Annotated in this window: 21 protein-coding genes; 10 read left to right on the plus strand and 11 right to left on the minus strand. The window is 64.8% G+C overall.

Annotated elements, in window-relative coordinates; translation table 11 throughout:
• Positions 1 to 360: 360 nt before the first annotated feature.
• A complete protein-coding gene (locus JQK15_RS12425; RefSeq protein ID WP_214865824.1) occupies positions 361 to 1,035 on the minus strand; it encodes a DUF2490 domain-containing protein in 675 nt (224 codons plus the stop codon).
• A gap of 273 nt (positions 1,036 to 1,308) precedes the next feature.
• On the opposite strand from JQK15_RS12425, the gene JQK15_RS12430 reads away from it, so the two are divergent.
• Positions 1,309 to 3,423, plus strand: a complete 2,115-nt coding sequence (locus JQK15_RS12430; RefSeq protein WP_214865827.1) for a TonB-dependent siderophore receptor — start codon at positions 1,309 to 1,311, stop codon at positions 3,421 to 3,423.
• A gap of 19 nt (positions 3,424 to 3,442) precedes the next feature.
• On the opposite strand, the gene JQK15_RS12435 is transcribed toward JQK15_RS12430, so the two are convergent.
• The 8 genes from JQK15_RS12435 to mnmA all read right to left on the minus strand — a co-directional run bounded on the left by JQK15_RS12435 (position 3,443) and on the right by mnmA (position 14,120).
• Positions 3,443 to 5,434: an alpha/beta hydrolase family protein gene (locus tag JQK15_RS12435; protein WP_214865829.1), complete on the minus strand. Its 1,992-nt coding sequence runs from the start codon at positions 5,432 to 5,434 to the stop codon at positions 3,443 to 3,445.
• Positions 5,435 to 5,488: 54 nt separating this feature from the next.
• Positions 5,489 to 7,612, minus strand: coding sequence for a sodium-translocating pyrophosphatase (locus JQK15_RS12440; protein WP_214865831.1), 2,124 nt, complete (start codon positions 7,610 to 7,612; stop codon positions 5,489 to 5,491).
• Positions 7,613 to 7,839: 227 nt separating this feature from the next.
• Positions 7,840 to 8,757 (minus strand): thiamine-phosphate kinase, encoded by a 918-nt coding sequence (gene thiL, locus JQK15_RS12445; RefSeq protein ID WP_214865833.1) that lies wholly within the window; start codon positions 8,755 to 8,757, stop codon positions 7,840 to 7,842.
• Between the two features lie 155 nt (positions 8,758 to 8,912).
• Positions 8,913 to 9,359, minus strand: a complete 447-nt coding sequence (nusB, locus tag JQK15_RS12450; protein ID WP_004208836.1) for a transcription antitermination factor NusB — start codon at positions 9,357 to 9,359, stop codon at positions 8,913 to 8,915.
• A gap of 84 nt (positions 9,360 to 9,443) precedes the next feature.
• Positions 9,444 to 10,730, minus strand: coding sequence for a histidinol dehydrogenase (gene hisD, locus JQK15_RS12455; protein WP_214865836.1), 1,287 nt, complete (start codon positions 10,728 to 10,730; stop codon positions 9,444 to 9,446).
• On the minus strand, positions 10,720 to 11,382 hold the full coding sequence (hisG, locus tag JQK15_RS12460) for an ATP phosphoribosyltransferase (protein WP_004208839.1): 663 nt from the start codon (positions 11,380 to 11,382) through the stop codon (positions 10,720 to 10,722). Before hisG ends, hisD begins: the two co-directional genes overlap by 11 nt.
• Positions 11,383 to 11,448: 66 nt before the next feature.
• Positions 11,449 to 12,912, minus strand: a complete 1,464-nt coding sequence (locus JQK15_RS12465; RefSeq protein ID WP_214865838.1) for a CYTH and CHAD domain-containing protein — start codon at positions 12,910 to 12,912, stop codon at positions 11,449 to 11,451.
• Positions 12,913 to 13,013: 101 nt separating this feature from the next.
• Positions 13,014 to 14,120, minus strand: coding sequence for a tRNA 2-thiouridine(34) synthase MnmA (gene mnmA / locus JQK15_RS12470; protein WP_010336936.1), 1,107 nt, complete (start codon positions 14,118 to 14,120; stop codon positions 13,014 to 13,016).
• A gap of 294 nt (positions 14,121 to 14,414) precedes the next feature.
• Here mnmA and JQK15_RS27280 point away from each other — a divergent pair, with 294 nt between their 5' ends.
• From JQK15_RS27280 to JQK15_RS12485, 3 genes are all read left to right on the plus strand, one after another.
• A complete protein-coding gene (locus tag JQK15_RS27280; protein WP_268801522.1) occupies positions 14,415 to 14,543 on the plus strand; it encodes a hypothetical protein in 129 nt (42 codons plus the stop codon).
• A gap of 107 nt (positions 14,544 to 14,650) precedes the next feature.
• Entirely contained in the window at positions 14,651 to 14,950 is a 300-nt protein-coding gene (gene sciP / locus JQK15_RS12480; protein WP_004208844.1) for a CtrA inhibitor SciP, read from the plus strand.
• A 195-nt stretch (positions 14,951 to 15,145) separates the two neighbouring features.
• Positions 15,146 to 15,403, plus strand: coding sequence for a GlsB/YeaQ/YmgE family stress response membrane protein (locus tag JQK15_RS12485; protein ID WP_004208845.1), 258 nt, complete (start codon positions 15,146 to 15,148; stop codon positions 15,401 to 15,403).
• Positions 15,404 to 15,463: 60 nt separating this feature from the next.
• Here JQK15_RS12485 and JQK15_RS12490 read toward each other — a convergent pair whose 3' ends face one another.
• Positions 15,464 to 15,712: a GlsB/YeaQ/YmgE family stress response membrane protein gene (locus tag JQK15_RS12490; protein ID WP_069336366.1), complete on the minus strand. Its 249-nt coding sequence runs from the start codon at positions 15,710 to 15,712 to the stop codon at positions 15,464 to 15,466.
• A 232-nt stretch (positions 15,713 to 15,944) separates the two neighbouring features.
• Between JQK15_RS12490 and JQK15_RS12495 the strand changes: the two genes are divergently transcribed.
• The 3 genes from JQK15_RS12495 (at position 15,945) to JQK15_RS12505 (ending at position 21,720) form a co-directional block, all read left to right on the plus strand.
• The gene (locus JQK15_RS12495) at positions 15,945 to 17,117 is read left to right on the plus strand and encodes an efflux RND transporter periplasmic adaptor subunit (RefSeq protein WP_214865840.1); all 1,173 of its coding nucleotides are present in this window, start codon (positions 15,945 to 15,947) and stop codon (positions 17,115 to 17,117) included.
• 92 nt (positions 17,118 to 17,209) lie between these two features.
• Complete coding sequence (locus tag JQK15_RS12500) at positions 17,210 to 20,374, plus strand: efflux RND transporter permease subunit (RefSeq protein WP_214865842.1); 3,165 nt, start codon at positions 17,210 to 17,212, stop codon at positions 20,372 to 20,374.
• A gap of 80 nt (positions 20,375 to 20,454) precedes the next feature.
• Positions 20,455 to 21,720, plus strand: coding sequence for a DUF445 domain-containing protein (locus JQK15_RS12505; RefSeq protein ID WP_214865844.1), 1,266 nt, complete (start codon positions 20,455 to 20,457; stop codon positions 21,718 to 21,720).
• A 90-nt stretch (positions 21,721 to 21,810) separates the two neighbouring features.
• Here JQK15_RS12505 and JQK15_RS12510 read toward each other — a convergent pair whose 3' ends face one another.
• Complete coding sequence (locus JQK15_RS12510) at positions 21,811 to 22,419, minus strand: hypothetical protein (RefSeq protein ID WP_214865846.1); 609 nt, start codon at positions 22,417 to 22,419, stop codon at positions 21,811 to 21,813.
• A gap of 187 nt (positions 22,420 to 22,606) precedes the next feature.
• On the opposite strand from JQK15_RS12510, the gene JQK15_RS12515 reads away from it, so the two are divergent.
• The 3 genes from JQK15_RS12515 to ribD are packed head-to-tail and all read left to right on the plus strand — an operon-like array spanning position 22,607 to position 24,836.
• Positions 22,607 to 23,296: an energy transducer TonB gene (locus tag JQK15_RS12515; RefSeq protein WP_214865848.1), complete on the plus strand. Its 690-nt coding sequence runs from the start codon at positions 22,607 to 22,609 to the stop codon at positions 23,294 to 23,296.
• Positions 23,297 to 23,346: 50 nt separating this feature from the next.
• Positions 23,347 to 23,847 carry a hypothetical protein gene (locus JQK15_RS12520; protein WP_037510071.1) on the plus strand — a complete coding sequence of 167 codons (501 nt, stop codon included), beginning with the start codon at positions 23,347 to 23,349 and terminating at the stop codon, positions 23,845 to 23,847.
• A 35-nt stretch (positions 23,848 to 23,882) separates the two neighbouring features.
• Positions 23,883 to 24,836, plus strand: a complete 954-nt coding sequence (gene ribD / locus JQK15_RS12525; RefSeq protein ID WP_214865999.1) for a bifunctional diaminohydroxyphosphoribosylaminopyrimidine deaminase/5-amino-6-(5-phosphoribosylamino)uracil reductase RibD — start codon at positions 23,883 to 23,885, stop codon at positions 24,834 to 24,836.
• The last annotated feature ends 22 nt before the right edge of the window (positions 24,837 to 24,858 follow it).

Genomic DNA, 24,858 nt, shown 5'->3' on the forward strand with positions numbered 1-24,858 from the left:
CGGGGCGCGTGAGGGCTCGGCCGCTTGCTCGCGCATCTAGTTCAGGCAAAGTCGAGCTAGCCAATGGAATGTCATACGAATTGTTAGAATTCCCCGGATTTCCTTAGATAATTTATAGATTATTTAAGAAAATAATTGACCGTGAGATCTAACCTAAATTATAATTTTCGGTTACTGGTAGTATAACTGGTATGAAATTGTTGCTTTTGTGAAATTTGATCGTAAGATCGGAAAGATTTGTCATGGCAAATGCTCCGTACACGGCACCATTTCCCAAATCATCGCAATTTCTTTCCTGCCAAGGGGCGGCGTTGATTATTTCAGCAGTCGCCGCGGGATTCCCTCGACCCAGTCCAGCGATCAGAAACTGAAGCTGAGCGAGAGCGAGGCGACATTGTCGTTGCTGTCGTCGGCGTCGGGGCGGAAGCCATGCTGGTGGAGATAGCCGATCTCCGCATTCATATTCTTCGCCAGCGGCGTGGTGATCGCGATCATGTTGCGCATCCGCTCCTCGCCCTGGACACGCTGGAAATTGGTCTTGTTGAGATCGATGAAGCTTTCATGGCTGAGGATCAGCGCGGTCTTGCCGCCTTCCTTGAAGGGCATGGTCAGCTTCACATAGGGCCGCAGGCGCCAGGCCGTGCCGTCAATCCCTTCGCGCCAGCGCTGTTCCATGCGCATCCGAGCGCTGACCGACACCGGGCCGAGCTTGAGGATATTGTCGACCGTCACCTGCTCGCGGACGCGATGCTCCATCACGGTGAAATCACCGCCATCATATTGCGGGTCATGGGTGTAGCCCGCCCAGACCGTCACCTGCTTGTTGAGCTTGTAGCCGACCAGCGTATTGCTCTCGATCTCGTACAGGCCGTCGCTATCATTGCTGAAGCGGGCAACAATCTCCTGCTGGAGGCGCCAATGATCGGACAGCTTCACCGTCGCGCTGGTGGTAGTCCAGAGTTGCTCATCCTCGCTGGCATGGGCGGTCGCGGGCAGCGCCATCAGGGCAAAAAGGCAGAGGGACAGGCGGCGCATCGGGCATTACTCTCCAACAGGGTTTGCGCGCCTCTATGACGATTCGATTACATGACAGCGTCAGTTTGATTGCCATTTTGTGACAATGTCAGTCTGGAATATTGCTGATGCGCAAACCCTCCGGCCGGCGCGAGCAGGTTGGAACATATCGCGCCAAATCAACCTGTTACATATTGCAATATAGTCGCAATATCATTAGCCGGACGACGTTGGGGAGAGGCCAGAGGGAGCGAACGGGCTCCATTCTTCGTCCATTTCAACGGGATCGCCGCCTTGCCCAGCCTCCGCCTCGCGCGTCTTTGCGCCCTGCCCTTCCTGTTCGCACCGCTGCCCGTGCTGGCGCAGGCCCCGCTTGATGCGGCCGCCGGCGACAGCGACATCCTGGTCACCGCCCGCGCGCAAAAACTCTATCGCGTCGAGGATAGCGAGATCGGCAAGATCCCCGCCGACCCGATGGACATTCCCCAGTCGGTGCAGGTCATCACCAGCGAACTGATCCGCGACCAGGGCGCGCGCGACATCACCGATCTCTATCGCAATGTCGCCGGCGTCAGCGCCAACCAATATGCCACCGTCACCTATCGCGGCTTCCGGCAGGAGGCGATGTTCTATGACGGCCTGCGCGGCGACCCGTTCCAGGGCTTTGCCGTGCCCAACCTGTTCAGCATCGACCGGGTCGAGTTTCTGAAGGGGCCGGTCGGCATGCTTTATGGCGCCAGTTCGCCGGGCGGCATGGTCAATTATGTGACGAAGAAGCCGCAGGACGAGTTCGCCGCATCGGTGCGCGCGGTGGTCGGCAATTATGACCGTTATGGCGCGTCGGACGAAGTGACCGGGCCGATCGACCCCAATGGCGTGGTCGCGGGGCGCGCTGGCCTGTTCTACGAAAGCTTCGACACGGTGCAGCGCTTTTCCGGAAGTCGCAGCCTGGTCGCGGACGGCGGACTGAAGTTCAACCTGGCACCCGACACCAGCCTGACGGTGCAGGCGACCCGTTATGACCAGGATCTGCCCGGCAACCGACTGCGTGGCGTGGCGATCGATGCGGACGGGAATTTCCTGGCCGACCGGAGCTGGACCCATAATGAAAAGAACGACAAGCTGGACCTGAAGGGCACCGTGCTGCAGGCGCGGCTCGACAGCCGGCTGTCGGATGCGGTCAGCATCAATGCATCGGGCCGCTGGTTCCGCTACACCGAATATCAGCGCTATCATGAACCGCTGGGACCGATCGACACCGACGACGATGGCGTGGTCGATACCCACCCACGCGAATTTCGATCGCAGCATCGCACGATCGAGGGCGCGAGCCTGGCGAGCAACATGATCGCCAGGCTGGAGACCGGCGGGATCAAGCATACATTGCTGGTCGGCGCCGACTGGTATCGCGAGACCCAGGATTTCAGCGGCGTGACGATCAAGGGCGTGCCGGGCCTGTCGCTGAGCAATCCCGTCTATGGCCTGAGCAACCCGACCGAGGCGGACCTGGCCGGCCTGACGCCGGAAGTGAATGCATCACGCGCCCATCGCTACGGCGTCTATGCCCAGGAACAGGCCGATATCGGCGAGCATGTCATCCTGGTCGGCGGCGTGCGCCATGACTGGTTCGACGACAAGGACGAGATCGGTGGCGCCTATGCCGATGGCGGTCGCTGGAGCTGGCGCGTCGGCGGTATCTACAAGCCGGTCCAGTCCGTCTCCCTCTATGGCAGCTATGCCCAGAGTTTCGAGCCGCAAAGCCCCGGCAACCAGAATCCGGCCGTCGGCGGCCCCTTCGCCCCGATTGCCAGCCGCCAGTTCGAGGTCGGGGCCAAGGGCGAGCTGATGCAAGGCAAGCTGCAACCGACGATCGCGCTCTATCATATCGTGCGCAACGGCATCGTGCAGGTCGATCCCGATCTGGCACCGGTCAATGGCCTGGACCAGCTGTCGCCCGTCGGTGAAGTCACCAGCAAGGGGATCGAGCTGACGCTGGCGGCCGATATCAGCAAGAACTGGGTGCTGACCGCCAATTACGCCTATAATGACGCGCGCATCACCGACAGTGCGGACGGCGCGACGATCGACAATGCGGTCGGCGGCCGCTTCCCCAACGCCCCGCATCATCAGGCCGGGCTATGGTCCCGCTATCAGATCCCGGCCTGGGGCACGGCGCTGGCGCTGGGCGGCCAATATGTGTCGGGGCAGATCGACCGGCGCGGCGCGCATATTCCCGGCTTTACCGTGTTCGACGGCAGTATCACCCAGGATCTGGGTTTTGCCGAAGCGATGATCCGGGTCGAGAATATCTTCGACAAGAGCTATGCCGTCGCTACCTTCGACGCGCGCAAGGGCGCCTTTGTCGGCCGGCCGCGCACCGTCTTCCTGGAATTGCGGCGCGACTTCTGACGGTCGCGCCGCGCCCCGATCAGGCGGGGTTATGCGCTTTCAGAAAGGCTTCGAGCTGCTGGAGAAATTCCAGCCGGTCGGCCTGGCGCGAGAAGAAATGGTCGGCCAGCGGCTGTTCGACATAGATATAGTCGCGGCCATCCACCTTGCCGGCAGCCTTGAGCTTTTCCGCCATTTCGCGGGACTGGCCGACCGGTACGCGCCGGTCCTTCTTGCCATGCATCAGCAGGATCGGCGCCGAGAAGCCGGCAGCATAATTGATCGGCGAGACGACAGCAAAATCGGGCGCCTGTTCCTTCAGCCAGTCACCGCTGGCGCCGGAATTCAGGAAGCGCCGGTCATAGCGCATCATCGCGCCCAGATCCGACACGCCGGCATAGGAGACGGCGCAGCGATATTTGCCGCCATCGCGCTGGGCCGCGCGCATCGCGGCATAGCCACCATAGGAGGCGCCGACGACGCATACCCGCTTGGCGTCCGCAATGCCCTGCTTCACTGCCCAATCGACCGCGTCATTGAGGTCATCCTGCATGGCACGGCCCCATTGGCCCTCGCCCTTGGCCGCGAACTCCGTGCCATAGCCCGACGAGCCACGATAATTGGGCTGGATCACCGCATAGCCGCGATTGGCCAGGAACTGCACCCACCAGTCCCAGGTCTCCGCGTCGCGGGCGAAGGGGCCGCCATGGGGCATCAGAATTAAAGGAAGATCCTTCGCCGCCTTGCCATAAGGCAGGGTCAGCACCGCCGCGATCTCCAGACCGTCACGCGCCTTGTAACGGATCGTCTTGACCGGGGAGAGTTGGGGCCGGACACCCAGCGTCTCGCTGACCTTCGACAGCAGCGACATGGCGCCATAGTCGGTGTCGTAATAATAATAGGCGCCCGGCTGACTGGCGGCGCCGACATGGACGATCAGCTTCTTCAAATCCTGGCTGGTCGAGATGATGCGCGCGCGGCGATCGCCCACGGCCTTGTCGATATCCGCCTGAATCTTCGCCAAAGTCGGGTCGAACCAGTGAACGGCTGGCGCATCGGCCGTGTAGCGCACGCCCGCCATGCCGGTGCCAGCGGCATCAACCTCCAGCCCGCCAAGATCGAAGCCGGGCGCTTCATAGAGCTTTTTGCCCAATTCAAGCGTGCTTAGGTCCAGTTCATAGAAGGCATCGGTGCCGTCGCGATCGTCGCTGGCGATCGCCTTGCCCGGATCGGCCGTGAACAGCATCGGCACGATCAGCGATTCATGGCGGCGCCGATTAGCCTTGTCGACCACGCGGAAGCTGCCGCGACCATCGGGGCGGTAGAGCAGTTTCGAGGAACGGGTCGTGTCATTATAGCCCACCCCCATGCGCACCGCGCCAGTCGCATCGGCATACCAGCTGCGCACATATTGGCGCGACGCAACGACGGTGCGCATCTTGCCGGTGCTGACGTCCACCTCGCTGACCTGCGGCCAGAAACCAAGATCATCATAATAGATGGAGGTCTGGTAGGAGAGCAGGATGCGCGGGCTGCCATCACGGGCGACCCAGATGACATCGTCGCCATTTTGCGCGGCGACAGCCTTGGCAAGGATGCTGGCCTTGGTGCCGTCCGCCTTGATGCTGGCGACGCGGCTGATCGACCAGGGCATGCCCTGCACATTGGTTTCCGCGCCGATGCCGACGATCAGCCAGTCATTATTGACCCAGCGCCACCAGTTGAGGTCATTTTCGCCCAGGCCCATGGTGCGAACATTGCCGCCTTTCACTTCGGCGATCACCAATTGCTGCACGCCCTTGATCGCAATCCGCGCGGCGACGCGCGCGCCATCAGGCGAGAGTTCGGGTGAATCCATTGCCGGCAGTTCGGCGAAGGCCTCGCTCGGCCAGGTCTTGGCGACGGTCGCCGGCACCTTGGCAGCGTCGGCCTTGGTCGCATCGGTTTGCGCAGAGACAGCAGGTGCAAAAGTCGCGAGCGCGCAGGCTGCGGCGGATAGAATCGGTTTCAAACATACCCCCCAGTCAAACATGACCCCGCCCGTTGCCGGGCGGGGTCATCGTCAGTCCGGCGATTTAAAACCGGGTTAAGCGCCGTGTGCAAGCGCCGCGAGCAACAAGAGCGCCACGATATTGGTGATCTTGATCATCGGGTTGACCGCCGGGCCGGCGGTGTCCTTGTAGGGATCCCCCACCGTGTCGCCGGTCACCGCGGCCTTGTGCGCCTCGCTGCCCTTGCCGCCATGATGGCCATCCTCGATATATTTCTTGGCATTGTCCCAGGCGCCCCCGCCCGACGTCATCGACAGGGCCACGAACAAGCCCGAGACGATGACGCCCAGCAGCAACGCACCCAACGCGGCAAAGCCGTTGGGCACGCCTGCTACCGCCGCGATGATGAAATAGACCGCGATCGGCGCCAGCACCGGCAGCAGCGAGGGGATGATCATTTCCTTGATCGCGGCGCGGGTGACGAGGTCGACGGTGCGGGCATAATTGGGGCGCGACGTCCCTTCCATGATGCCCTTGTTGGTGGCGAACTGGTCACGCACATCCTTGACCACGTCGCCGGCCGCGCGGCCGACCGCCGTCATACCCATCGCGCCGAACAGATAGGGCAGCAGCGCGCCCAGCAGCAGGCCGACGATGACATAGGGGTTGGACAGGCTGAAATCGACCGGCTCGGTGAGGCCGAGCGCCGAGTTGTAGAATTTCAGATCCTCCGTATAGGCGCCGAACAGCACCAGAGCCGCCAGGCCGGCCGAGCCGATGGCATAGCCCTTCGTCACCGCCTTGGTGGTGTTGCCGACCGCGTCGAGCGCATCGGTCTTCACCCGGACGCTGTCATCGAGATGGGCCATTTCGGCGATGCCGCCGGCATTGTCGGTGACCGGCCCATAGGCGTCCAATGCGACGACCATGCCGGCCAGCGCCAGCATGGCGGTGGCGGCAAAGGCGATGCCGATCAGGCCCGCCAACTGATAGGCGACGATGATGCCGATCACGATCACGATCGTCGGCAGCGCGGTCGATTCCAGGCTGATGGCGAGGCCCTGAATGACATTGGTGCCATGGCCGGTTTCCGATGCCTTGGCGATCGAGCGGACCGGGCGGTAATTGGTGCCGGTATAATATTCGGTGATGACGACCAGCAGGCCGGTGACGGCAAGCCCCACCATCATCGACCAGAACAGCGCCATGCCGGTATAGCCGCCAACGCCATCCAGATCGGTGCCGAACGGGGTATTGAGATCACCCAGCGTATAATGGGTGACGAACCAGAGCGCCGGGATCGACAGGATCGCGGTGGTCCAGAAGCCCTTGTAGAGCGCGCCCATGATCGACTGGCTGGCGCCGAGGCGGACCATATAGGTGCCGATGATCGAGGTAATGATGCACACCCCGCCGACGATCAGCGGCAAGGCCATCAAGCGCATCAGGAAGGCGTTGTCGACGCCGGTTACCAGCAATGCGGTCAGCACCATGGTGGCGCCGACGGTGACGACATAGGTTTCGAACAGGTCGGCCGCCATGCCGGCGCAGTCGCCGACATTGTCGCCGACATTGTCCGCGATCACTGCCGGGTTGCGCGGGTCATCCTCCGGGATGCCGGCCTCCACCTTGCCGACCAGATCGGCACCGACATCGGCCGCCTTGGTGAAGATGCCGCCGCCCAGCCGGGCGAAGATAGAAATGAGACTGGCGCCGAAGGCCAGCGCGACCAGGCTGTCGATCACCAGACGGTCATCGGGGGCATGGCCGGCCGGGCCGGTCAGATACCAGAAGAAGACGCTGATCGCGAGCAAGGCGAGGCCCGCCACCAGCATGCCGGTGATCGCGCCGGCGCGGAAGGCGACGGTGAGGCCGCTCTGCAGCGTGCCGCGCGAGGCCTCTGCCGTGCGCACATTGGCGCGCACCGAGATGTTCATGCCGATGAAGCCGGCCGCGCCCGACAGGACCGCGCCGATCAGGAAACCGACGGCAGAAGTTATCCCCAGGAAAAGGAAGACAAGGACGGCGACGACGATGCCGACCACCGCAATGGTGGTATATTGGCGGCCGAGATAGGCCTTTGCCCCCTCCTGGATCGCCCCCGCGATCGCCTGCATGGTTTCATTGCCCGCCGGTGCGGCGAGCACCTGCCGGCTGGTGAAAAGCCCGTAGAGCACGGCCAGCAGGCCGCACCCTATGGCGATATGGACTATCTGCATGCTTGTTCCTCTCCCCCTATTGTTGCTGTCATCGATCGCTCCGCAGGGAATGACGGGCGGGCGAAGGGCGCAACAGCGGGCGGCCGGACGGGGGAACGCCGGCATCGGGCACCGCGTCAATCAGCGACAGGACGATGCGCATCGGGCGCTCCAACCGGCTGAGAATAGGGTGATAGGAAGCTACAGGTCAGGCCGCGCGCGTCAAGCCGGTAGCGCAATGATCGAGATCAGCCATGTTCCCAGCCGAGCCGGTCGGGCAGTGGCATGACCGCGCCGTCGATCAGCAGGGTCAGGCCCGCCCCTTCTGCGAAACGACCGATCGGGATCGCGCGCACCGGCGGCGACACACCGGGCGGCAGGGCGAAGAGCAATTCATAATCGTCGCCGGCACGGGCGGCGGCGAGCTGGATCGCGGTGCTGGCGCCGCGCACGCTTTCGAGCGCCGGGGATAGCGGGATATGGTCGATGGTGACGGCGAGGTTGCTGGCCGCGCCCATGCGCGCGGCATCGATCAACAGGCCGTCGGACAGGTCCATCATCGCGGTCGCGAGGCGGGCGAGCAATGTTCCTTCGGCGAGGCGCGGGCGCGGTCGGCGATGGGCGGCGACCAGCGGGCCGGACGCGGCAGGATCGGCGCGGGCCAGGTCGAGACCGATCCCGGCATCGCCGACCGGCCCGGTGACATAGAGGCGATCGCCCGCCCGCGCGCCGGCGCGGCTGGGGACCGGCGTGCTGGTCGCCTCACCGATCGCGGTCAGACTGTAGCTGCGCGGTGCGCCGGCCGGCATGCTGACCGTGTCGCCGCCAAGCAAAGGCATGGCATGGCGCTCCAGCGCCTCGCCCAGACCTTCGAGGAAAGCTGCGTCCCAGCCATCGTCGCCCGACAGGCTGTAGTTGAGCAGGCAGCCCACCGGTTTCGCGCCCTTGGCGGCAAGGTCGGACAGATTCACCGCCGCCAGTTTCCAGCCGATATCGGCCGGCGGATCGGTGGGAAGATAATGGACGCCCTCCACCATCGTGTCGCTGGTAAGGATGAGACGCGTGTCGCCGACCGGCAGCACCGCGACATCGTCCTGCAATCCCTGCGCGGCAGGATCATGGGCGAGCAGGCGCAGCAGGGTGAGGAAGCGGGATTCGGCGGACATGATGTAATCTCTATCCCAGCACCCGCTTCTACAGAAATCATCCGTCATCCCCGCGGACGCGGGGATCCATTGCGCGCTATGTTGGCGAGGAAGCGCTGAATGGATCCCGGATCAAGTCCGGGATGACGTCCATTACAGAACGCGTCCGTGCAACCTTATTTCCGCACGTCCTTCGACACGCCGTCGAGCAGGCCGTTGACGAAGCCGGCTTCGCGCTTGTCGTAGAAGGCGTGGGCGACGTCGACATATTCGCTGATGACGGTGCCGGTCGCGACATCCTGACGAGCGAGCAGTTCATAGGTGCCCGCGCGCAGGATCTGGCGCATCGGCTTGTCGAGGCGGTCGAGGGTCCAGCCGCTCGACAGCCGCGCGCTGATCAGTCCGTCAATTTCGGCGCGGCGGCGATCGACGCCCGACACGACGTCATCGAAGAAATTCTGCTCGGCTTCGGCATAGGTCACATCCTCGATCGTCGCGCCCAGGCGATGTTCGTGGAATTCGTGCAGCAGCAGATGGAGCGGCGTGCCCTCCATTTCGAGCTGGTAGAGCGCCTGGACCGCGGCGAGGCGCGCGGCGGAGCGGGATTTGGAGCGGTCGTTCATGCGGCTTTCTAATCCGTGAATATCATGCCTGTCGAGAAGCCCGCATAACCGGTTCTCGACAGGCTCGAACCGAACGGGAAGAAATCAGAGCCGCAGCGCGACCGATGCGGCGTGTGCGGGCAGCCCTTCCGCCTCCGCAAGCGCGACGGCCGCGGGGCCGATCGCCTGGATCGCGTCGGGGGTAAGGCCAAGAAAACTGGTGCGCTTCATGAAGTCGAGCACCGAAAGGCCCGAGGAGAAGCGCGCGCGGCGACCGGTCGGCAGCACATGGTTGGGGCCAGCGACATAATCGCCCACCGCCTCGGGCGTCATCCGGCCGAGGAAGACCGAGCCGGCATGGCGGACCTGCGCGAAATAGCGGTCGGGATCGTCCACCGCCAGTTCCAGATGTTCGGGCGCGAGTCGATCGACCAGCGGCATCGCCTCATCGAGGTCACGCACCAGGATGATCGCGCCATTGGCTGCCCAGCTGGTGGTAGCGACGGCCTGTGTCGACAGCAGCGGCAGCCGGCGTTCGACCGCCTGTTCGACGGCATCGGCGAAGGCGGCATCGTCGGTGAAGAGGATCGACTGGCTGGTCGGGTCATGTTCCGACTGGCTCAGGAGATCGGCGGCGATCCAGTCGGCGTCATTCTGGCCATCGGCGACGACGACGATTTCCGACGGGCCGGCAACCATGTCGATGCCGACGACACCATAAAGCTGGCGCTTGGCTTCGGCGACCCATGCATTGCCGGGACCGGTGATGACGTCGACCGGCTTGATCCGTTCGGTGCCATAGGCCAGCGCGGCGACGGCCTGCGCGCCACCAACGCGCCAGATTTCCTCGATCCCCGCGATCTGCGCGGCGGCCAGGACCAGCGGGTTGATTTCCCCTTTCGGCGTTGGCGTGACCATGGCGATGCGCTGTACGCCCGCGACCTTGGCGGGGATGACGTTCATCAGCAGCGAGCTGGGATAGGCGGCGCGGCCACCCGGCACATAGAGGCCGGCCGCATCCACCGCGGTCCAGCGCGCGCCGAGGCGCACACCGGCGGCGTCGATACCGTCGCTGTCCACCGGCTTCTGCTTTTCATGATAGGCGGTGATGCGGGCAGCGGCGAGTTCGAGCGCGTCGCGCAGAGGCGTCGACAGGCCATCCAGCGCGGCGCGGCAATCGGTGGGGCTGACCGCCCAGCCGCTGACGTCCAGATCATGATGGTCGAAACGGCTGGTATAATCGGCGAGCGCCGTGTCGCCATGGGCGCGCACTGCCTTCAGGATGGCGCTGACGTCGCGCGACACATCCTCATCCGCTTCGCGCCGGGCATCGACCAGGGCAGTGAAATCGGCCGCGAAACCGGCGGCCTTGCTGTCGAGCCTAAGCGGCATCGCGCACCTCCACAGCCTTGCGGAACGCCTCGACCAGCGTGGTGAGATCGGCCGAGCGCATCTTGTAGGCGGCGCGGTTGACGATCAGCCGCGCCGAGACCGGCATGATGATCGCGGTTTCAACCAGGCCATTGGCCTTGAGCGTAGCGCCCGAGGACACAAGGTCGACGATCCGACGCGACAGGCCGAGCGAGGGGGCCAGTTCCATCGCACCATTGAGCTTCACGCATTCGGCCTGAAGCCCGCGCGCCTCATAATATTTGCGGGTGAGATGGGGATATTTGGTGGCGACGCGGACATGGCTCATCGCCGCCTGATCCTCGTCGCCCGCATCCGCCGGCTCGGCGACCGACAGGCGACAATGGCCGATATTCAGGTCAACCGGCGCGTAAAGTTCGGAATAATCGAACTCATCGACCACGTCGGAACCGACGATGCCGATCTGGGCTGCGCCATGGGCGACGAAGGTCGCCACGTCGAAGGCGCGCACGCGGATGATCGACACATCGGGCCGGTTGGTGGCGAAGCGCAGCGCCCGGCTCTTCTTGTCATGGAATTCCGCCTCCGGTTCGATACCGGCTTTGGCGAGCAGGGGCAGCGCCTCTTCGAGGATGCGGCCCTTGGGGATGGCAAAGGTGATCGGGCGAGTCATGACCGGCGGGCCTTAGCCATCGACACGCCAAAGCACAAGATTTTCGGGCCACGATGGCTGGAAGGCTCAGCCCCAGAAGCGCCTGGTGTCGAGCAGTGTCGCATAGGCCTTTTCGGCGCGGCGCAGAAGGCGGCGCTGCGCCTTGTCGTCCGGCGCGGGCAAATCGAAGCCGATGCCGGCCGCCGCGAGGGTGGCGGGCGCGGTCGCCAGATCGTTGAGCGCCCCCAGATCATCCTGCAGCTTTTCCAGCATGGCGGAGAAGGCGCCATAACGTCGCTGCTGCTTGTCCTGCGGGAAAAACGGCGCAAAGAATTCGCTGGCGTAGCGGAGTTTCTTGGCGGCGATGCGGGCCTGATGGCGCCGCCCGTCGCTGCGCCTGGCAAGATTCTTCCCTTTGCGCTTCAGCTGCTTGCGCCAATCCGACAGGATTTCGGCAGCAAAGCGCCTGGCAGGCGCATGCAGCAAAGAGGCATCAGCCGGTCGACTACACCAGTCCCCCAGCGCCAGCCATTCGGCGAGATTCAGCATCAGGATGCGGGTCTCACGGGCCTGCAGGCGAAGCTCGGCATCTGCCAGCGCTTCCGCCCGGACAAGCGCGAGACGGGCGGCGGCATCGTCAGGCAGGTTGGGCAGCAGCACGTCGATATTGCGGACCCGGCCAAGCGTGGCGGCCAATGCGCGCAGACCATCCTTGAGCGACGCAAGTGCCGGATCGCCCGCCAGCACCGGCGCAAAGATCGACAGCGCTGAGCGCAGCCGACGCAGCCCCACTCGCGCCTGATGCAGCGCGCCGGGCGCGCCGGTGGTGAACAGCAGATCCTCGTTCAGGCGGAATTGGCGGATGCAGCCCTGGGCGATGGCACGAAAGGCCTGTTCGACGGTTGCGTCTGGTGCGATCGCAATGGGTTCGGCCTTAGCCGGCTTGCGCCGTTCCTTCGCGAGCAGGGCATAGCCGCGATCCGACTTGGAGCGCATGCCCAGGCGCAGCGGCACCAGGTCGTTAAGCTGGCGGGCCATCGAAAAAAGCAGAGCCGGTTCACCCGACAATAATTCCAGTTCCACCTCTGCCAGCGGGGTGGCACGACGGCCGACCCGAACCCGGCCGATGTCGATCGCGCATTCGACCCCCTGCCCGTCCCGATCGAGCCGATGTACGGTGCGTTCGATATCGGTGACAAAAATCTTGTCGGCGGTCGCGACAATGGCGGCGCCGACGGCCCGATCGAGCGGATCGGGAATCGCATCGAACAGCGGGACATTGCCGTCGACCGGCTTTTCCCATTCCGAGCGGGCAAAGAGGCCAGCCGCCCTGCCGCCATCGGCCTTGATCGTCTGAACATGGGCGCGCCCCTTGCGCCGGACGCGCAAGGAAAAGCCGGCACGGTGCAGATCGAGCGCGGGCGTATCGAAATAGGTCGCAACCAGATGGGCCGCCTGCCCCTTCTGCCCCGCGAACAGCGGTGCATCGGCCAGCAAGGCGCGATCGGCCGGATCAAATTCCAGCTTCAGCTCGACTTCGCGGTTGTCCATCCGTGCGCCCCTTGTTGCGAGCGGTGCCGCCAAGGCGGGGACGCTAGATCGAATCGGGCACGAAAGGAAATATAAATGTCACAATTGGCCGCGCCGCCGGCTCAGGCCGCCTCCGCCAGCGCAGCCTCGGTCGCGGCGATCCAGCCGCCGCCCAGCACCTGATCGCCGGCATAGAGGACTGCGGCCTGCCCCGGCGCGACGCCATATTCGGGCGCGTCGAAGATCAGCCGATCGCCTTCCAGACGCGCGGGAACAGGCTTAGCCATGGAGCGGACCTTGGCCGTCAGAGGCCCGGTAAAATCGCGACCGAGCCAGTTGATGTCGCTGAGGCGCGCGCCCGACACGGCCAGCGCAACCTTTGGCCCGACAATCACCCGCCGCCCTTCGGCATCGAGCCGCACGACATAGAGCGGCTCTGCCTGGCCGCCGATTTCCAGTCCCTTGCGCTGGCCGACCGTATAATGGATCAGCCCCTTGTGCCGCCCCAGCACCCGGCCATCGACATGGACGATATCGCCGCCCTCGTCCGCATCGGGGCGCAGCTTGCGCACGATCTTGGCATAATCGCCATCGGGCACGAAGCAGATGTCCTGACTGTCAGGCTTCAGCGCCACCGACAGGCCGAGTTCGGCGGCAATCTCGCGTACCTGCGGCTTGGGCAGGCCACCCAAAGGGAATCGCAGATAATCGAGCTGTGCCTGAGTCGTGGCGAACAGGAAATAGCTCTGGTCGCGCGCCGGATCGGCGGCGCGGTGCAGTTCCGCGCCCTGCGGCCCTTCGACCCGGCGGACATAATGGCCGGTCGCCAGACAGTCGGCACCCAAGTCGCGCGCGATCTGGAACAGATCTGTGAACTTCACCCCCATATTGCATTTGACGCACGGGATCGGGGTGCGGCCGGCCATATATTCATCGGCAAAGTCGGCGATCACCGAATCGCGAAACTGGCTTTCATAATCAAAGACATAATGCGCAATGCCGATGCGATCAGCGACGGCGCGCGCATCGCGGATGTCCTGGCCCGCGCAACAGCTGCCGGTACGGCCGACGGCGGCGCCATGATCGTAAAGCTGGAGCGTCACACCGATCACTTCCGCGCCGGTCTTCGCGGCGAGCGCGGCGACGACGCTGCTGTCCACGCCGCCGGACATGGCAACGACAATGCGCCGCTGCGAGAGCGGCTCTGGGAGCTGAAATTCGGGCTGCATGGCCGCCCATATAGTCGCAGGCGGCGCCGCGTTCCAGCATCTTCCCCAAGAGGCGCATCGTTTCGATGACGAAAATGTGTCCGGCATTTACCGGACCTTATCGATTAGCCCGGTAGAAGCCTGGTCATGGATCTGAGTTTTCTCCGGACAGGCGGGCTGAAACCCGCTCTGACAAGGCCGACAGGCCGGGCACGCGTCCCGGCCTGGCCTTTCCTGCGAGCGGCTTCGGCTGCGGCGCAGGCGGCCAGTCCCACGGCCCTGGCGGTCGCGGGCGTCCTGCGGGGGCAGGACGGGATGGAGGACTGGATTCAGGAACTGGCCGAGATTTTCGCGCCACGTTCCGACGGCAAGATCGAAGCCGTTCGTCTCGCAGGAAGCTTTAACCCGCTGATCGCGAGCCATTTAGGGGTGGGGCAAGGATGATGAAGCCTGTGTTTACCTTGGGGCTTTAGCCGATCTTCAGGGCTGATGTGACAACGAGGTTTCGCTGCTGAATTCGGCAACGCCAATGCCGCTAATTGAGGGTAAAGATGATAGAGAACCAGAAAATCAGGCCTGCACAGGTCGTAGGACCGCTCGGCGAACCCCTGACGCTGGAAAATCTGCCGCCCGTGAACACCACTCGCTGGGTGGTGCGTCGCAAGGCAGAAGTCGTCGCTGCCGTCAATGGAGGTCTGCTGACCGTGGACGAAGCATGCGCCCGCTACAGCCTGACGCTGGAAGAATTTGCCAGCTGGCAACGGGCGGTGGACCGTTCGGGCATGCATGGCCTGCGCGTCACGCGCATCCAATATTATAAGTCGCTCTACGAGCGGCAGCAGAAATATTGAGGGATCGGGTGCCGCCGACAGGCGCGCACCGGAGAGGATGATGCAGGGGCCGCCGGACAGACCGTCCGGTGGCCCCTTTTGCATTGCGCCTTGGGGATGGTTTCCAAGGCGGAATCATTTTGTGCGGGAACGCGAAGCCATGTTTCGGGTTGAATAGCCAGCAAACCCGTTGGGGGTGTGGTCAAGGAGAGTAACATGGGCATCATCTTGTGGCTTATCGTCGGCGGCATCATTGGCTGGCTCGCCAGCATGATCATGCGCACGGACGCGCAGCAGGGTATCTTGCTGAACATCGTCGTCGGCATTGTCGGCGCCTTCATCGGCGGCCTGATCTTCAGTGGCGGCTCGATCAACAATGCCGGACTGACGCTCTACAGCTTCCTCGTTTCGCTGCTGGGCGCGGTCATCCTGCTGGCGATCGTCAACCTGGTACGGCGCGGATCGGTCCGCTAACGACCCGGAATTCCATATCAAAGGCCGTGTCCTTCCCAGGAAGGACGCGGCCTTTTTGCGTCAGCGCCGGACGCTGAACCAGCGATAGAGCGCCAGCACCGCGATCGCGCCCAGCACGGCGGCGATGAAGCTGGCACGCTGACCCGGGGCATAAAAGCCCATGATCTGCCCGACAAAGGCCGCCAGCAAGGCTCCGGCCATGCCCAACAGGATGGTGACGACGCAGCCCCCCGGATCGCGGCCCGGCATGACCAGACGCGCCAATGCTCCAGCGAGCAGGCCCGTCATGATCCATCCCAGCAATTCCATGGCACGTATCCTCTTGCACTGTCCAACCCGCCCCAAGGCGCGGCATAGCGACATAGTCCGATCCCTTTGGCAAGAGACGCACGAGGCGCAAGAGCCCGCCAAGCCCTTCGCAAGGGCACAATTGGCTTTGCGAAGGCCCGTCCAAGCGTGATATTGGGGCTTGAGGGCGGTGATATATTCATATAACACAGTTCCGAGTTTGGGCGGAACCCGCCGGAGAGATGGAAACGGCATGAATTACGAAACTACGCTGACGGGCGAATCGTCCGCGATCCTGGTCGATGACGAAGACCGGATTCGCCGTCGCCGCCGGCTGCTGATCATCGGTGGCGTTGTTGCAATTGCGCTGGTGGCGGCGGCTGCCGCGCTGTCGATGCGTGGCAAGGATGCCGCCGCCCCCGACGCCACACCGCAGGCGCCGGTCGTGACCGTGCTGACCCCCGGCCAGACGATGGTCGCGCGCACCGTGAGCAGCACCGGATCGCTGGCCGCCCGTGTCGACATGCCGGTCGGCGTGGTCGGCGAAGGCGGCATGGTGACGCGCGTGCTGGTGCAACCGGGCGACTGGGTGCGCGCTGGCCAGGTGCTGGCCACCGTCGAACGATCGGTCCAGAGCGAGCAGGTCAATTCGCTGGCTGCCCAGGTCGAAGTACAGCGTGCCAATGCCAAGCTGGCCCAGGCCCAGCTGGAACGCGCCAAGGCGCTGGTTGGCCGCGGCTTCATCAGCGCCGCCGACATCGACCAGCGCACCGCCACCCGCGACCAGGCCGTCGCCCAGGTCCGCGTGGCCGAGGCGCAACTGGCCGAACAGCGCGCCCGTACCGGCCGGCTGGACATCCGCGCACCGGCATCCGGTCTGGTGCTGACCCGCACGGTCGAACCGGGCCAGATCGTCCAGGCCGGTGGCGGCACATTGTTCCGCATGGCCAAGGATGGCGAGATGGAAATGCAGGCACAGGTAGCCGAAGCCGATCTGGCGACGCTGCGCGCGGGCAACAGTGCGACCGTGACCCCGGTCGGCAGCAACCAGCATTTCAGCGGTCGCGTCTGGCAGGTATCGCCGGTCGTCGATCCGCAGACCCGCCAGGGCATCGCCCGCATTGCGGTCGCCTATAATGATGCGATCCGCCCCGGCGGTTTCGCGTCGGCGACGATCACCAGCGGCTCGGGCAATGCCCCGCTGCTGCCGGAATCGGCGGTGCAGAGCGACGCCAAGGGCAGCTATGTCTATATCGTCAACAGCAAGAATCAGGTCGAACGGCGTGACGTGAAGGTGGGCCAGGTGTCCGACACGGGCGTCGCCATCACCAGCGGCATCACCGGCGCCGAGCGCATCGTGACGTCGGCCGGCGCCTTCCTGACCGTGGGGCAGAAGGTGAAGCCGGAAGCGCTCAAGGCGCGCTGACGCAATGGTCCCGGCCGGGTCATCGTGCCCGGACCGGCAGGACTGACAATATTGGAAGCGGGCGCGGTGGCGTCCGGTGAGGGAAGCCCGTCATGAGTTTTCGCAATATCTCCGCATGGGCGATCCGCAATCCGGTGCCGCCGCTGGTCCTGTTCGCCGCGCTGATGCTGGCCGGTGTCGTCAGCTTCCTGCGGATGGACATCAACCAGAATCCCGACATCAGCTTCCCCATGGTTAGTGTCACCGTGTCCCAGCCGGGCGCCGCACCGACCGAACTGGAAACCCAGGTGACCCAGCGGGTCGAGGCGGCCGTGCGCGGTATCAGCGGGGTCGAGGACATCACCTCCTTCGCATCCGAAGGCCAGTCGCTGACCAATGTCCAGTTCAAGATCGGCACGCCGGTCGATCGCGCGGTCAATGACGTCAAGAATGCCGTCGACCAGATTCGCAGCGATTTGCCCGACGGCATCCTGGAACCGCAGGTCCAGCGCATCGACGTGGATGGCGGCCCGATCGCCTATTTCAGCGCCGAAGCGACCGACATGACGCTGGAGGAACTGTCCTGGTATGTCGACAATACGGTCGCCAAGCGATTGCTGTCGGTCAGCGGCATGGCGGCGGTGCGGCGCGGTGGCGGCGTCAGCCGCGAAATCCGCGTCATCCTCGATCCCGCCCGTCTGCAGGCCTATGGCGTGACCGCCGCGCAGGTGAATGCGCAGCTGAGCCAGGTCAATATCAACGCGGCCGGCGGCCGCACCGAAATTGCCGGTGCCGAACAGTCGATTCGCGTGTTGGGCAATGCCCGCAACGCCCATGATCTGGGCCAGACCCAGATCGCCATTTCCGGCGGCCGCACGGTCAAGCTGGCCGATATTGCCGATGTTCGCGACATGTATGCCGAACAGCGCAGCCTGGCCCTGATGAACGGCCGGCAGGTGACCAGCTTCAGCTTGGAAAAGGCCAAGGGATCGTCCGACGTCACCGTCTATGACGATGCCATGAAGGTGCTGGACAAGCTGAAGAAGGAAAATCCCAAGGTCCAGTTCAAGCAGCTCTATTCGAGCGTCGAATATACACGCGGCCAGTATCACAGCGCCATGTCGGCGATGATCGAAGGCGCGGTGCTGGCGGTCGTCATCGTCTTCCTGTTCCTGCGCGACTGGCGCGCGACGATGATCTCCGCCCTCGCGATCCCGCTGTCGGCGATCCCGTCCTTCTGGTTCATGGACATGCTCGGCTTCACCTTGAACGGCATTTCGCTGCTGGCATTGAGCCTGGTGGCGGGCGTGCTGGTCGATGACGCGATCGTGGAGATCGAAAATATCGTGCGCCACATGCGCATGGGCAAATCGGCCTATCAGGCGTCGATCGACGCGGCCGACGAAATCGGCCTGGCCGTGCTGGCGACCACCATGGCGATCGTCGCGGTGTTCCTGCCGGTCGCGCTGATGCCGGGTATTTCGGGCCAGTTCTTCATCCAGTTCGGCATGACCGTGGTCGTGTCGGTGCTGATGAGCCTGGCCGTGGCGCGCCTGATCACGCCGATGATCGCCGCCTATTTCCTGAAGGCCCATGGCGAGGCCAGCCATGGCGAAGGCTGGCTGATGGACCGCTATATGAGCGTGCTCCACTGGTCGCTGGACCAGCGCAAGGCGAAGGCGCGGCGCGCGCGCGGCGGGTTCCGCAATCGCTTCGTCGCCTTCTTCGTCGACCATCGCGTGTGGACTCTGGGCATCGGCATGCTCGCCTTCGTGGCGACCCTGTTCGCCTTCGGCACTTTGCCCATGACCTTCCAGCCGACGATCAACACCGATTTCAGTCAGGTGAAGATCGAGACCGTGCCGGGCAGCACGCTGGAACAGACCACCGCCATCACCCGCAAGGTTGCCGACATGCTGGCCGCCGACACGGATGTGGTCGAGGCAGCCTTTGCCGATATCGAGCCGACCAGCGCCGACATCTTCCTGACGCTCAAGAAGACCCGGCCCATGTCGTCGGTGGATTGGGAACGCAAGATTGCACCCAAGTTCCAGACGATCGCCGACGCACGGGTCAATTTCCAGTCCCAGTCGGGTGGTGGCTTCGGCCGCGACATCATCATGATGTATGGTTCGGACGATCCGGAGCTGCTGGAAAAGACCGCCAACCAGTTGGTGCATGAAATGGCCGGCATCCGCGAACTGCGCGCGCCGCGCGTGCAAGGCGACATGCAGCGGCCCGAGATCATCATCAAGCCGCGCCTGGACCTGGCTGCCAGCCTGGGCGTGACGACCGCTGCGCTCAGCCAGTCGATCCGCATCGCCACGATCGGCGACATCGACCAGAATGTCGCCAAATTCTCGCTGTCCGATCGCCAGATCCCGATCCGCGTCGCCCTGGCCGAGGATAGCCGCAAGGATATCGCCACGATCGAGAATATGCCGGTGCCGACGGTGTCGGGCGGTTCCGTGCCGCTCAAGGTGGTGGCCGACATCAGCTTTGGCGCAGGCCCGACGCAGATTCGCCGCTATAACCAGATCCGCCGCGTCGTCGTCGGCGCGGATCTGGCGCCCGGCATCGTCACCAGCCAGGCCAACCAGAAGATCAACGAACTGCCGACGATGAAGGCCATCAAGGAAGGCCGCATCCAGGGCGTGCAGAAGATCGAGGCAGGCGACAGCAAGTTCCAGGCGGAAATGCTGACCAACTTCGTGATCGCCGTCTTCTCCGGCATCATGCTGGTGCTGGCGGTGCTGGTGCTGCTCTACAAGCGGATCATGCCGCCCTTCGTCAACCTGGGGTCGCTGCTGCTGGCGCCGCTGGGCGGGGCGATCGCGCTGCACATTGCCGGCCAGCCCATGTCGCTGCCGGTGTTCATCGGCCTGCTGATGCTGCTGGGCATCGTCGCCAAGAACTCGATCCTGGTGATCGACTTCGCGCTGGAGGAAATGGAAAAGGGCGTGCCCAAGCAGGAGGCGATCCTCGACGCCGGGCACAAGCGTGCGCAGCCGATCGTGATGACCACGGTCGCCATGGTCGCGGGCATGGTGCCGACGGCCCTGTCGCTGTCGGGTGACGCCGCCTGGCGCGCACCGATGGGCATCACCGTGATCGGTGGCCTGCTGCTGTCGACGGTGCTGACGCTGGTGATCGTGCCGGCCGTGTTCAGCCTGGCGCTGGGCGTCGAGCAATGGGCCGGGCCACGGCTCAGCCGCCGCTTCCTGACCCACAAGTCGCATGACGACCATTCGGGCAGCCATGCCCAGCCGGCGGAATAAGGGCCGGGATCGCGCGGGCAGCCCCATGGCAAAATATGGGGCTTGCCTGAACGAAACGGGCGCGTAACCGTTTCACCGCCATGAAGCTGCTGCGCATGCCCCGTTCGCCCCTCGACGCCGCCGCCCATCCCGCGCGGCGCATGCGGCTGGTGGCGACGGGGATGTTGCTGGCGATGGCGGCGATCTTCATCGCGGGGCGCGCCACCGTCCATCTCCATCCCGCGATCGGCTTCGTCCAGGCCTTTGCCGAAGCGGCGATGGTCGGCGGCCTGGCCGACTGGTTCGCGGTCACCGCCCTGTTCCGCCATCCGCTTGGCCTGCCGATCCCGCATACGGCGATCATTCCGCGCAACAAGGACCGGATCGGCGACACGCTGGCGATCTTCCTGCGCGACAATTTCCTGACCCCGGCCGTCGTCGCGCGGCGGATGCGCGGCATGGACGTGGCCGGTGCGGCCGGCCGTTTTCTGGCCAGTCCGTCCGCCGGCGACGGGCGACTGCGCGTCGGCGCATCCCGGTTGCTCGCCGACATGCTGGAGGCGCTGGACCAGGAACGGCTGGGCGGGATGGTGAAGGGCGCGATCGGCCAGCGGCTGCGCGCGATCAATGTCGGCCCGCTGGTGGGGCAAGCAATTGAGGCGGCGATGCGCGACGGCCGCCATGCGCCGGTGATGGATGGCATCATCCAGTGGGCGGACAGGGCGCTGGAGGCGAACGATCATCTGATCCGCCAGATGGTGCATGAGCGCGCAGGCACCGTGCTGCGCTGGACGGGCCTGGACGAGAATCTGGCCAATGCCATCGTCAACGGCCTGCGCAAGTTGCTGGCGGACATGGCCGCCGATCCCGGCCACAGCCTGCGCCTCAAGGCCGAGGAAGGCATGGCCAAGCTCGCCTTCGACCTGCAGTTCGACATCGAGATGCAGGCGAAGGCGGCCAAGATCCGCGACGAGATACTCGACAATCCCGCGATGCAGCGCTGGATCGAGGGCATGTGGGAACAGGCCCGCACCGGTCTGCTGCGTGCGGTGCGCGATCCCGGCAAGGCGATGGCCGGGCGACTGGGCGAGGCGTTGCAGCAACTGGGCGGCACATTGCAGGAGGATGCGCGGCTGAAACTGGTGATCAATCGCTTCGTGCGGCGCGGCGCGGTCGGCGCCACCGCCACCTATGGCGATTCGATCGTCAAGCTGGTGAGCGAGACGGTGCGCGGATGGGATGCCGGCACGGTCACCAGCCGGCTTGAAAATGCGGTCGGCCGCGACCTGCAATATATCCGCATCAACGGCACGCTGGTCGGCGGGCTGGTGGGGCTGGCCATCCACGCCATCGACACCTTCTTCTGAGAAATGGTCGGGGCGCATCGGGCCAAAAACGACGCGCCCCGACCGGAACCGGTCGCACAGAGGAGAAGGCCCCCGGTTCCTAGCTGAACATCAGTCTTCGGGACCGCCCTCTCCCCCCGGTGGCGGCGGCGATGGCGGCAGTTCGTCGGCGCTCAGTACGCCGTCGCCATTGCGGTCTAGATCATGGAACATGGCGAGCGATGGGGCGGAAAATTCGGCGCGATCGATCACGCCATCCTCATTGCCATCCTCGGGATAGGGCATGGCGCGGCCCGGAGGTGGGGGTGGAGCGGTCTCGCCACCCTGGCCGCCCGGTCGCGGGCCGGATGGCGGACCACCGGGCGGAGGGCCGCCGGCGCCACCGGGGCCGCCGCCAGGACCACCACGGCCATGCCGGCGTTCACCCTGACCTTCCTGCCGCGGGCCGCGCTGATGGCCCAACATCTGCTGCATGGCGTCAGCTGAAATCGCCCCATCGCCGTCCGAATCCATCGCCGAGAAACGGCGATCGAGCCAGGCCTGCATCTCGTCCCGCGTGATCCGGCCATCACCGTCGGCATCGGCAGCCCAGGGCCCATCGGGTCGTGCCCCGCCGTCATGCGGGCCTTCCGTCCGCGCAGACAGATCGGCTGGCTGCTGGGCGAACAGTGGCACCGGCAGCAACAGGGTCGACAATAGCAGCATCGTGGGAAGGCGCATCGGAGTTCCTGGATTTGCGTTGCCGCAGTGTCTCGCATCGCCGCATTGCCCCGATATGTCCCGAGGCAGCGCGAATATTTCAGGCGCACCGCCCTCCTGAAAATTGATGTTGCAACATATCATATTTTGATGTTGTATCATTCCATGGACGCCAGAGAGCTGGCGCCACGAGAGGAGGGTGCAGTCCATGTATATGACGATGCAACCGGCACAGGATGCGACCCGGTCGGGCTATGCCGCGCGGCGCAAATCACCGATCGGGATCGGCGGGGCAATCGCGGTCCATGCCGTGGTCGTCGGCGCCTTCCTGCTGATGCCCAAGGAGGTCATCGACTGGGTACGGCCGACGCCGCCGATCACCGGCTATCCCGTACCGCTGCCCCCGCCGCCTGAACCGGCACCACCGGAACCGACCACCCAGACGGTCCAGACCAACCCGCTGCCGCAAAAGCCGACCACCACCGATCCGATCATACCGATGCCCGTTCCGGCCGGCCCGACGGTCGAAACCGGCCCATCCTCGCCCTTTGACGGCTCCGGAACCGGGACGGTCATCGATCCGCCCCTGCCCCCGCCACATGTTCCGGTGCTTGTCGATGCGACGATAGCGCCAAACGCCCTGGGTTCTTTCCAGCCAGATTATCCCGGCGCGATGATCCGCCAGGGGCTGGAAGGCAACGTAACCGTCCGCGTCACCATCAGTCCGGAAGGCCGCGTCAGCGACATCGTCAAGATTTCGGCGACCGACGAGAGCTTCTGGCTCGCCACCCAGAAGCATGCGCTGCGCAAATGGCGATTCCGCCCGGCGACGCGCGACGGTGTCGCTGTGAGCAGCATCAAGACACTGACCGTGCGCTTCACCCTGACCGATCGCTGAGCAGAGGACGGGCGGCATAACCCGCCCGTTCCTTCATGAAGGGATGTTCGATGGATCATTTTGCATCCGCGCCCGCCCTGCCCTATAAGCGCGGCATGGCGATATTTCCCCGTCCCGTTTCTCCCAAGAGCGCCTTTGGTGACTTCTGGAGCTATTTCCGGCAGCAGCGCCAGCATAAATGGCCGCTGCTCGGCGTGTCCGCGGCCTTCACTTATGTGATCGTCTGGGCGTTCATCGTCGACGCGAACACCAACACGATGCCGACCCGCAACAAGATCATCTATGTCCAGAGCTGGGATGCGAACCGGTCCGACGCGGCGGTGATCCTGCAGCAGAAGATCGACTTCGCCAAGCGCGAGGCGGCCCTCGTCAAGCAGCAGAAGAAGATGCAGGGCTTTGCCGACGCCTTCGGCATCGAATGGCGCGACGAAGAGGCTCGCAACACCGCACGGCGCAAGGAAGCCGTCCGCCAGATCAATGGCTTGCTGGACCAGCGGCTGGCCAAGGCGGAGGCCGATCAGAAGGTCGACGCGGCAACCGCCAAACCCTGACCATGACCACAGACGTCGCCGCTGACCGTCGCTACATGGCGGCGGCGATTGCCCTGTCGGAACGTGGCCGGGGCCTGTCGACCCCCAACCCCAATGTCGGCTGCCTGATCGTGCGCGACGGCCATGTCGTCGGCCGCGGCTGGACTCAGAAGGGCGGCCGCCCCCATGCCGAGGCACAGGCGCTGGACGAGGCGATGGATCGGGCCGAGGGCGCCACCGCCTATGTGACGCTGGAACCCTGTTTTCACCTGAGTCCGCGTGGACCGCGCTGCGCCGACCTGATGGCGCGGGCCGGCGTCGCCCGAGTCGTGATTGCGCTGCGCGATCCCGATCCACGCACCGATGGCCAGGGCGCCGCTTGGCTGCGCGAGCGTGGCGTGGTGGTCGAGATGGGGCTGATGGCGGCCGAGGCCGCCGAGGCGATGCGCGGCTTCGTGCTGCGCCAGACTCGAGGGCGCCCGGCAGTGACGCTGAAGCTGGGACTCTCGCTCGACGGGCGGATCGCGCTGGCTGACGGGTCGAGTCGCTGGATCACCGGGCCGGATGCCCGTGCCCATGCCCATCTGGAGCGGGCGCGACATGACGCCATCCTGGTCGGCGGTGGTACGTTGCGGGCCGATGCGCCGAGCCTGGACGTGCGCCTGCCAGGGCTGGAGGAGCGATCGCCCCGCCGGCTGCTGCTGAGCCGTGGCCCGGCGCCCGAAGGCTGGAGCACCATTGCCGATCCGGCGGATATCGCAACGCTCGACCGGGTCGACCATCTGATGATCGAGGGCGGGGCCGAGACCGCCGCCGCCTTCCTGCGCGCCGATCTGGTCGACCGGCTGCTGCTCTATCGCGCGCCGATCCTGATCGGATCGGGCCTGGCCGGGATCGGCGATATCGGCCTGACCGACCTGGCCGATGCCCATGGGCGCTGGCACCAGACCGATCAGCGTCAGTTCGGCCCGGACCGGCTGGAGGTTTACGCGCGGACGCGCAGCGCCTAGATCAGCGCAAATTTCTTTCCCA

Source organism: Sphingobium sp. BHU LFT2, from assembly GCF_018604485.1.
Classification (GTDB): Bacteria; Pseudomonadota; Alphaproteobacteria; order Sphingomonadales; family Sphingomonadaceae; genus Sphingobium; species Sphingobium yanoikuyae_A.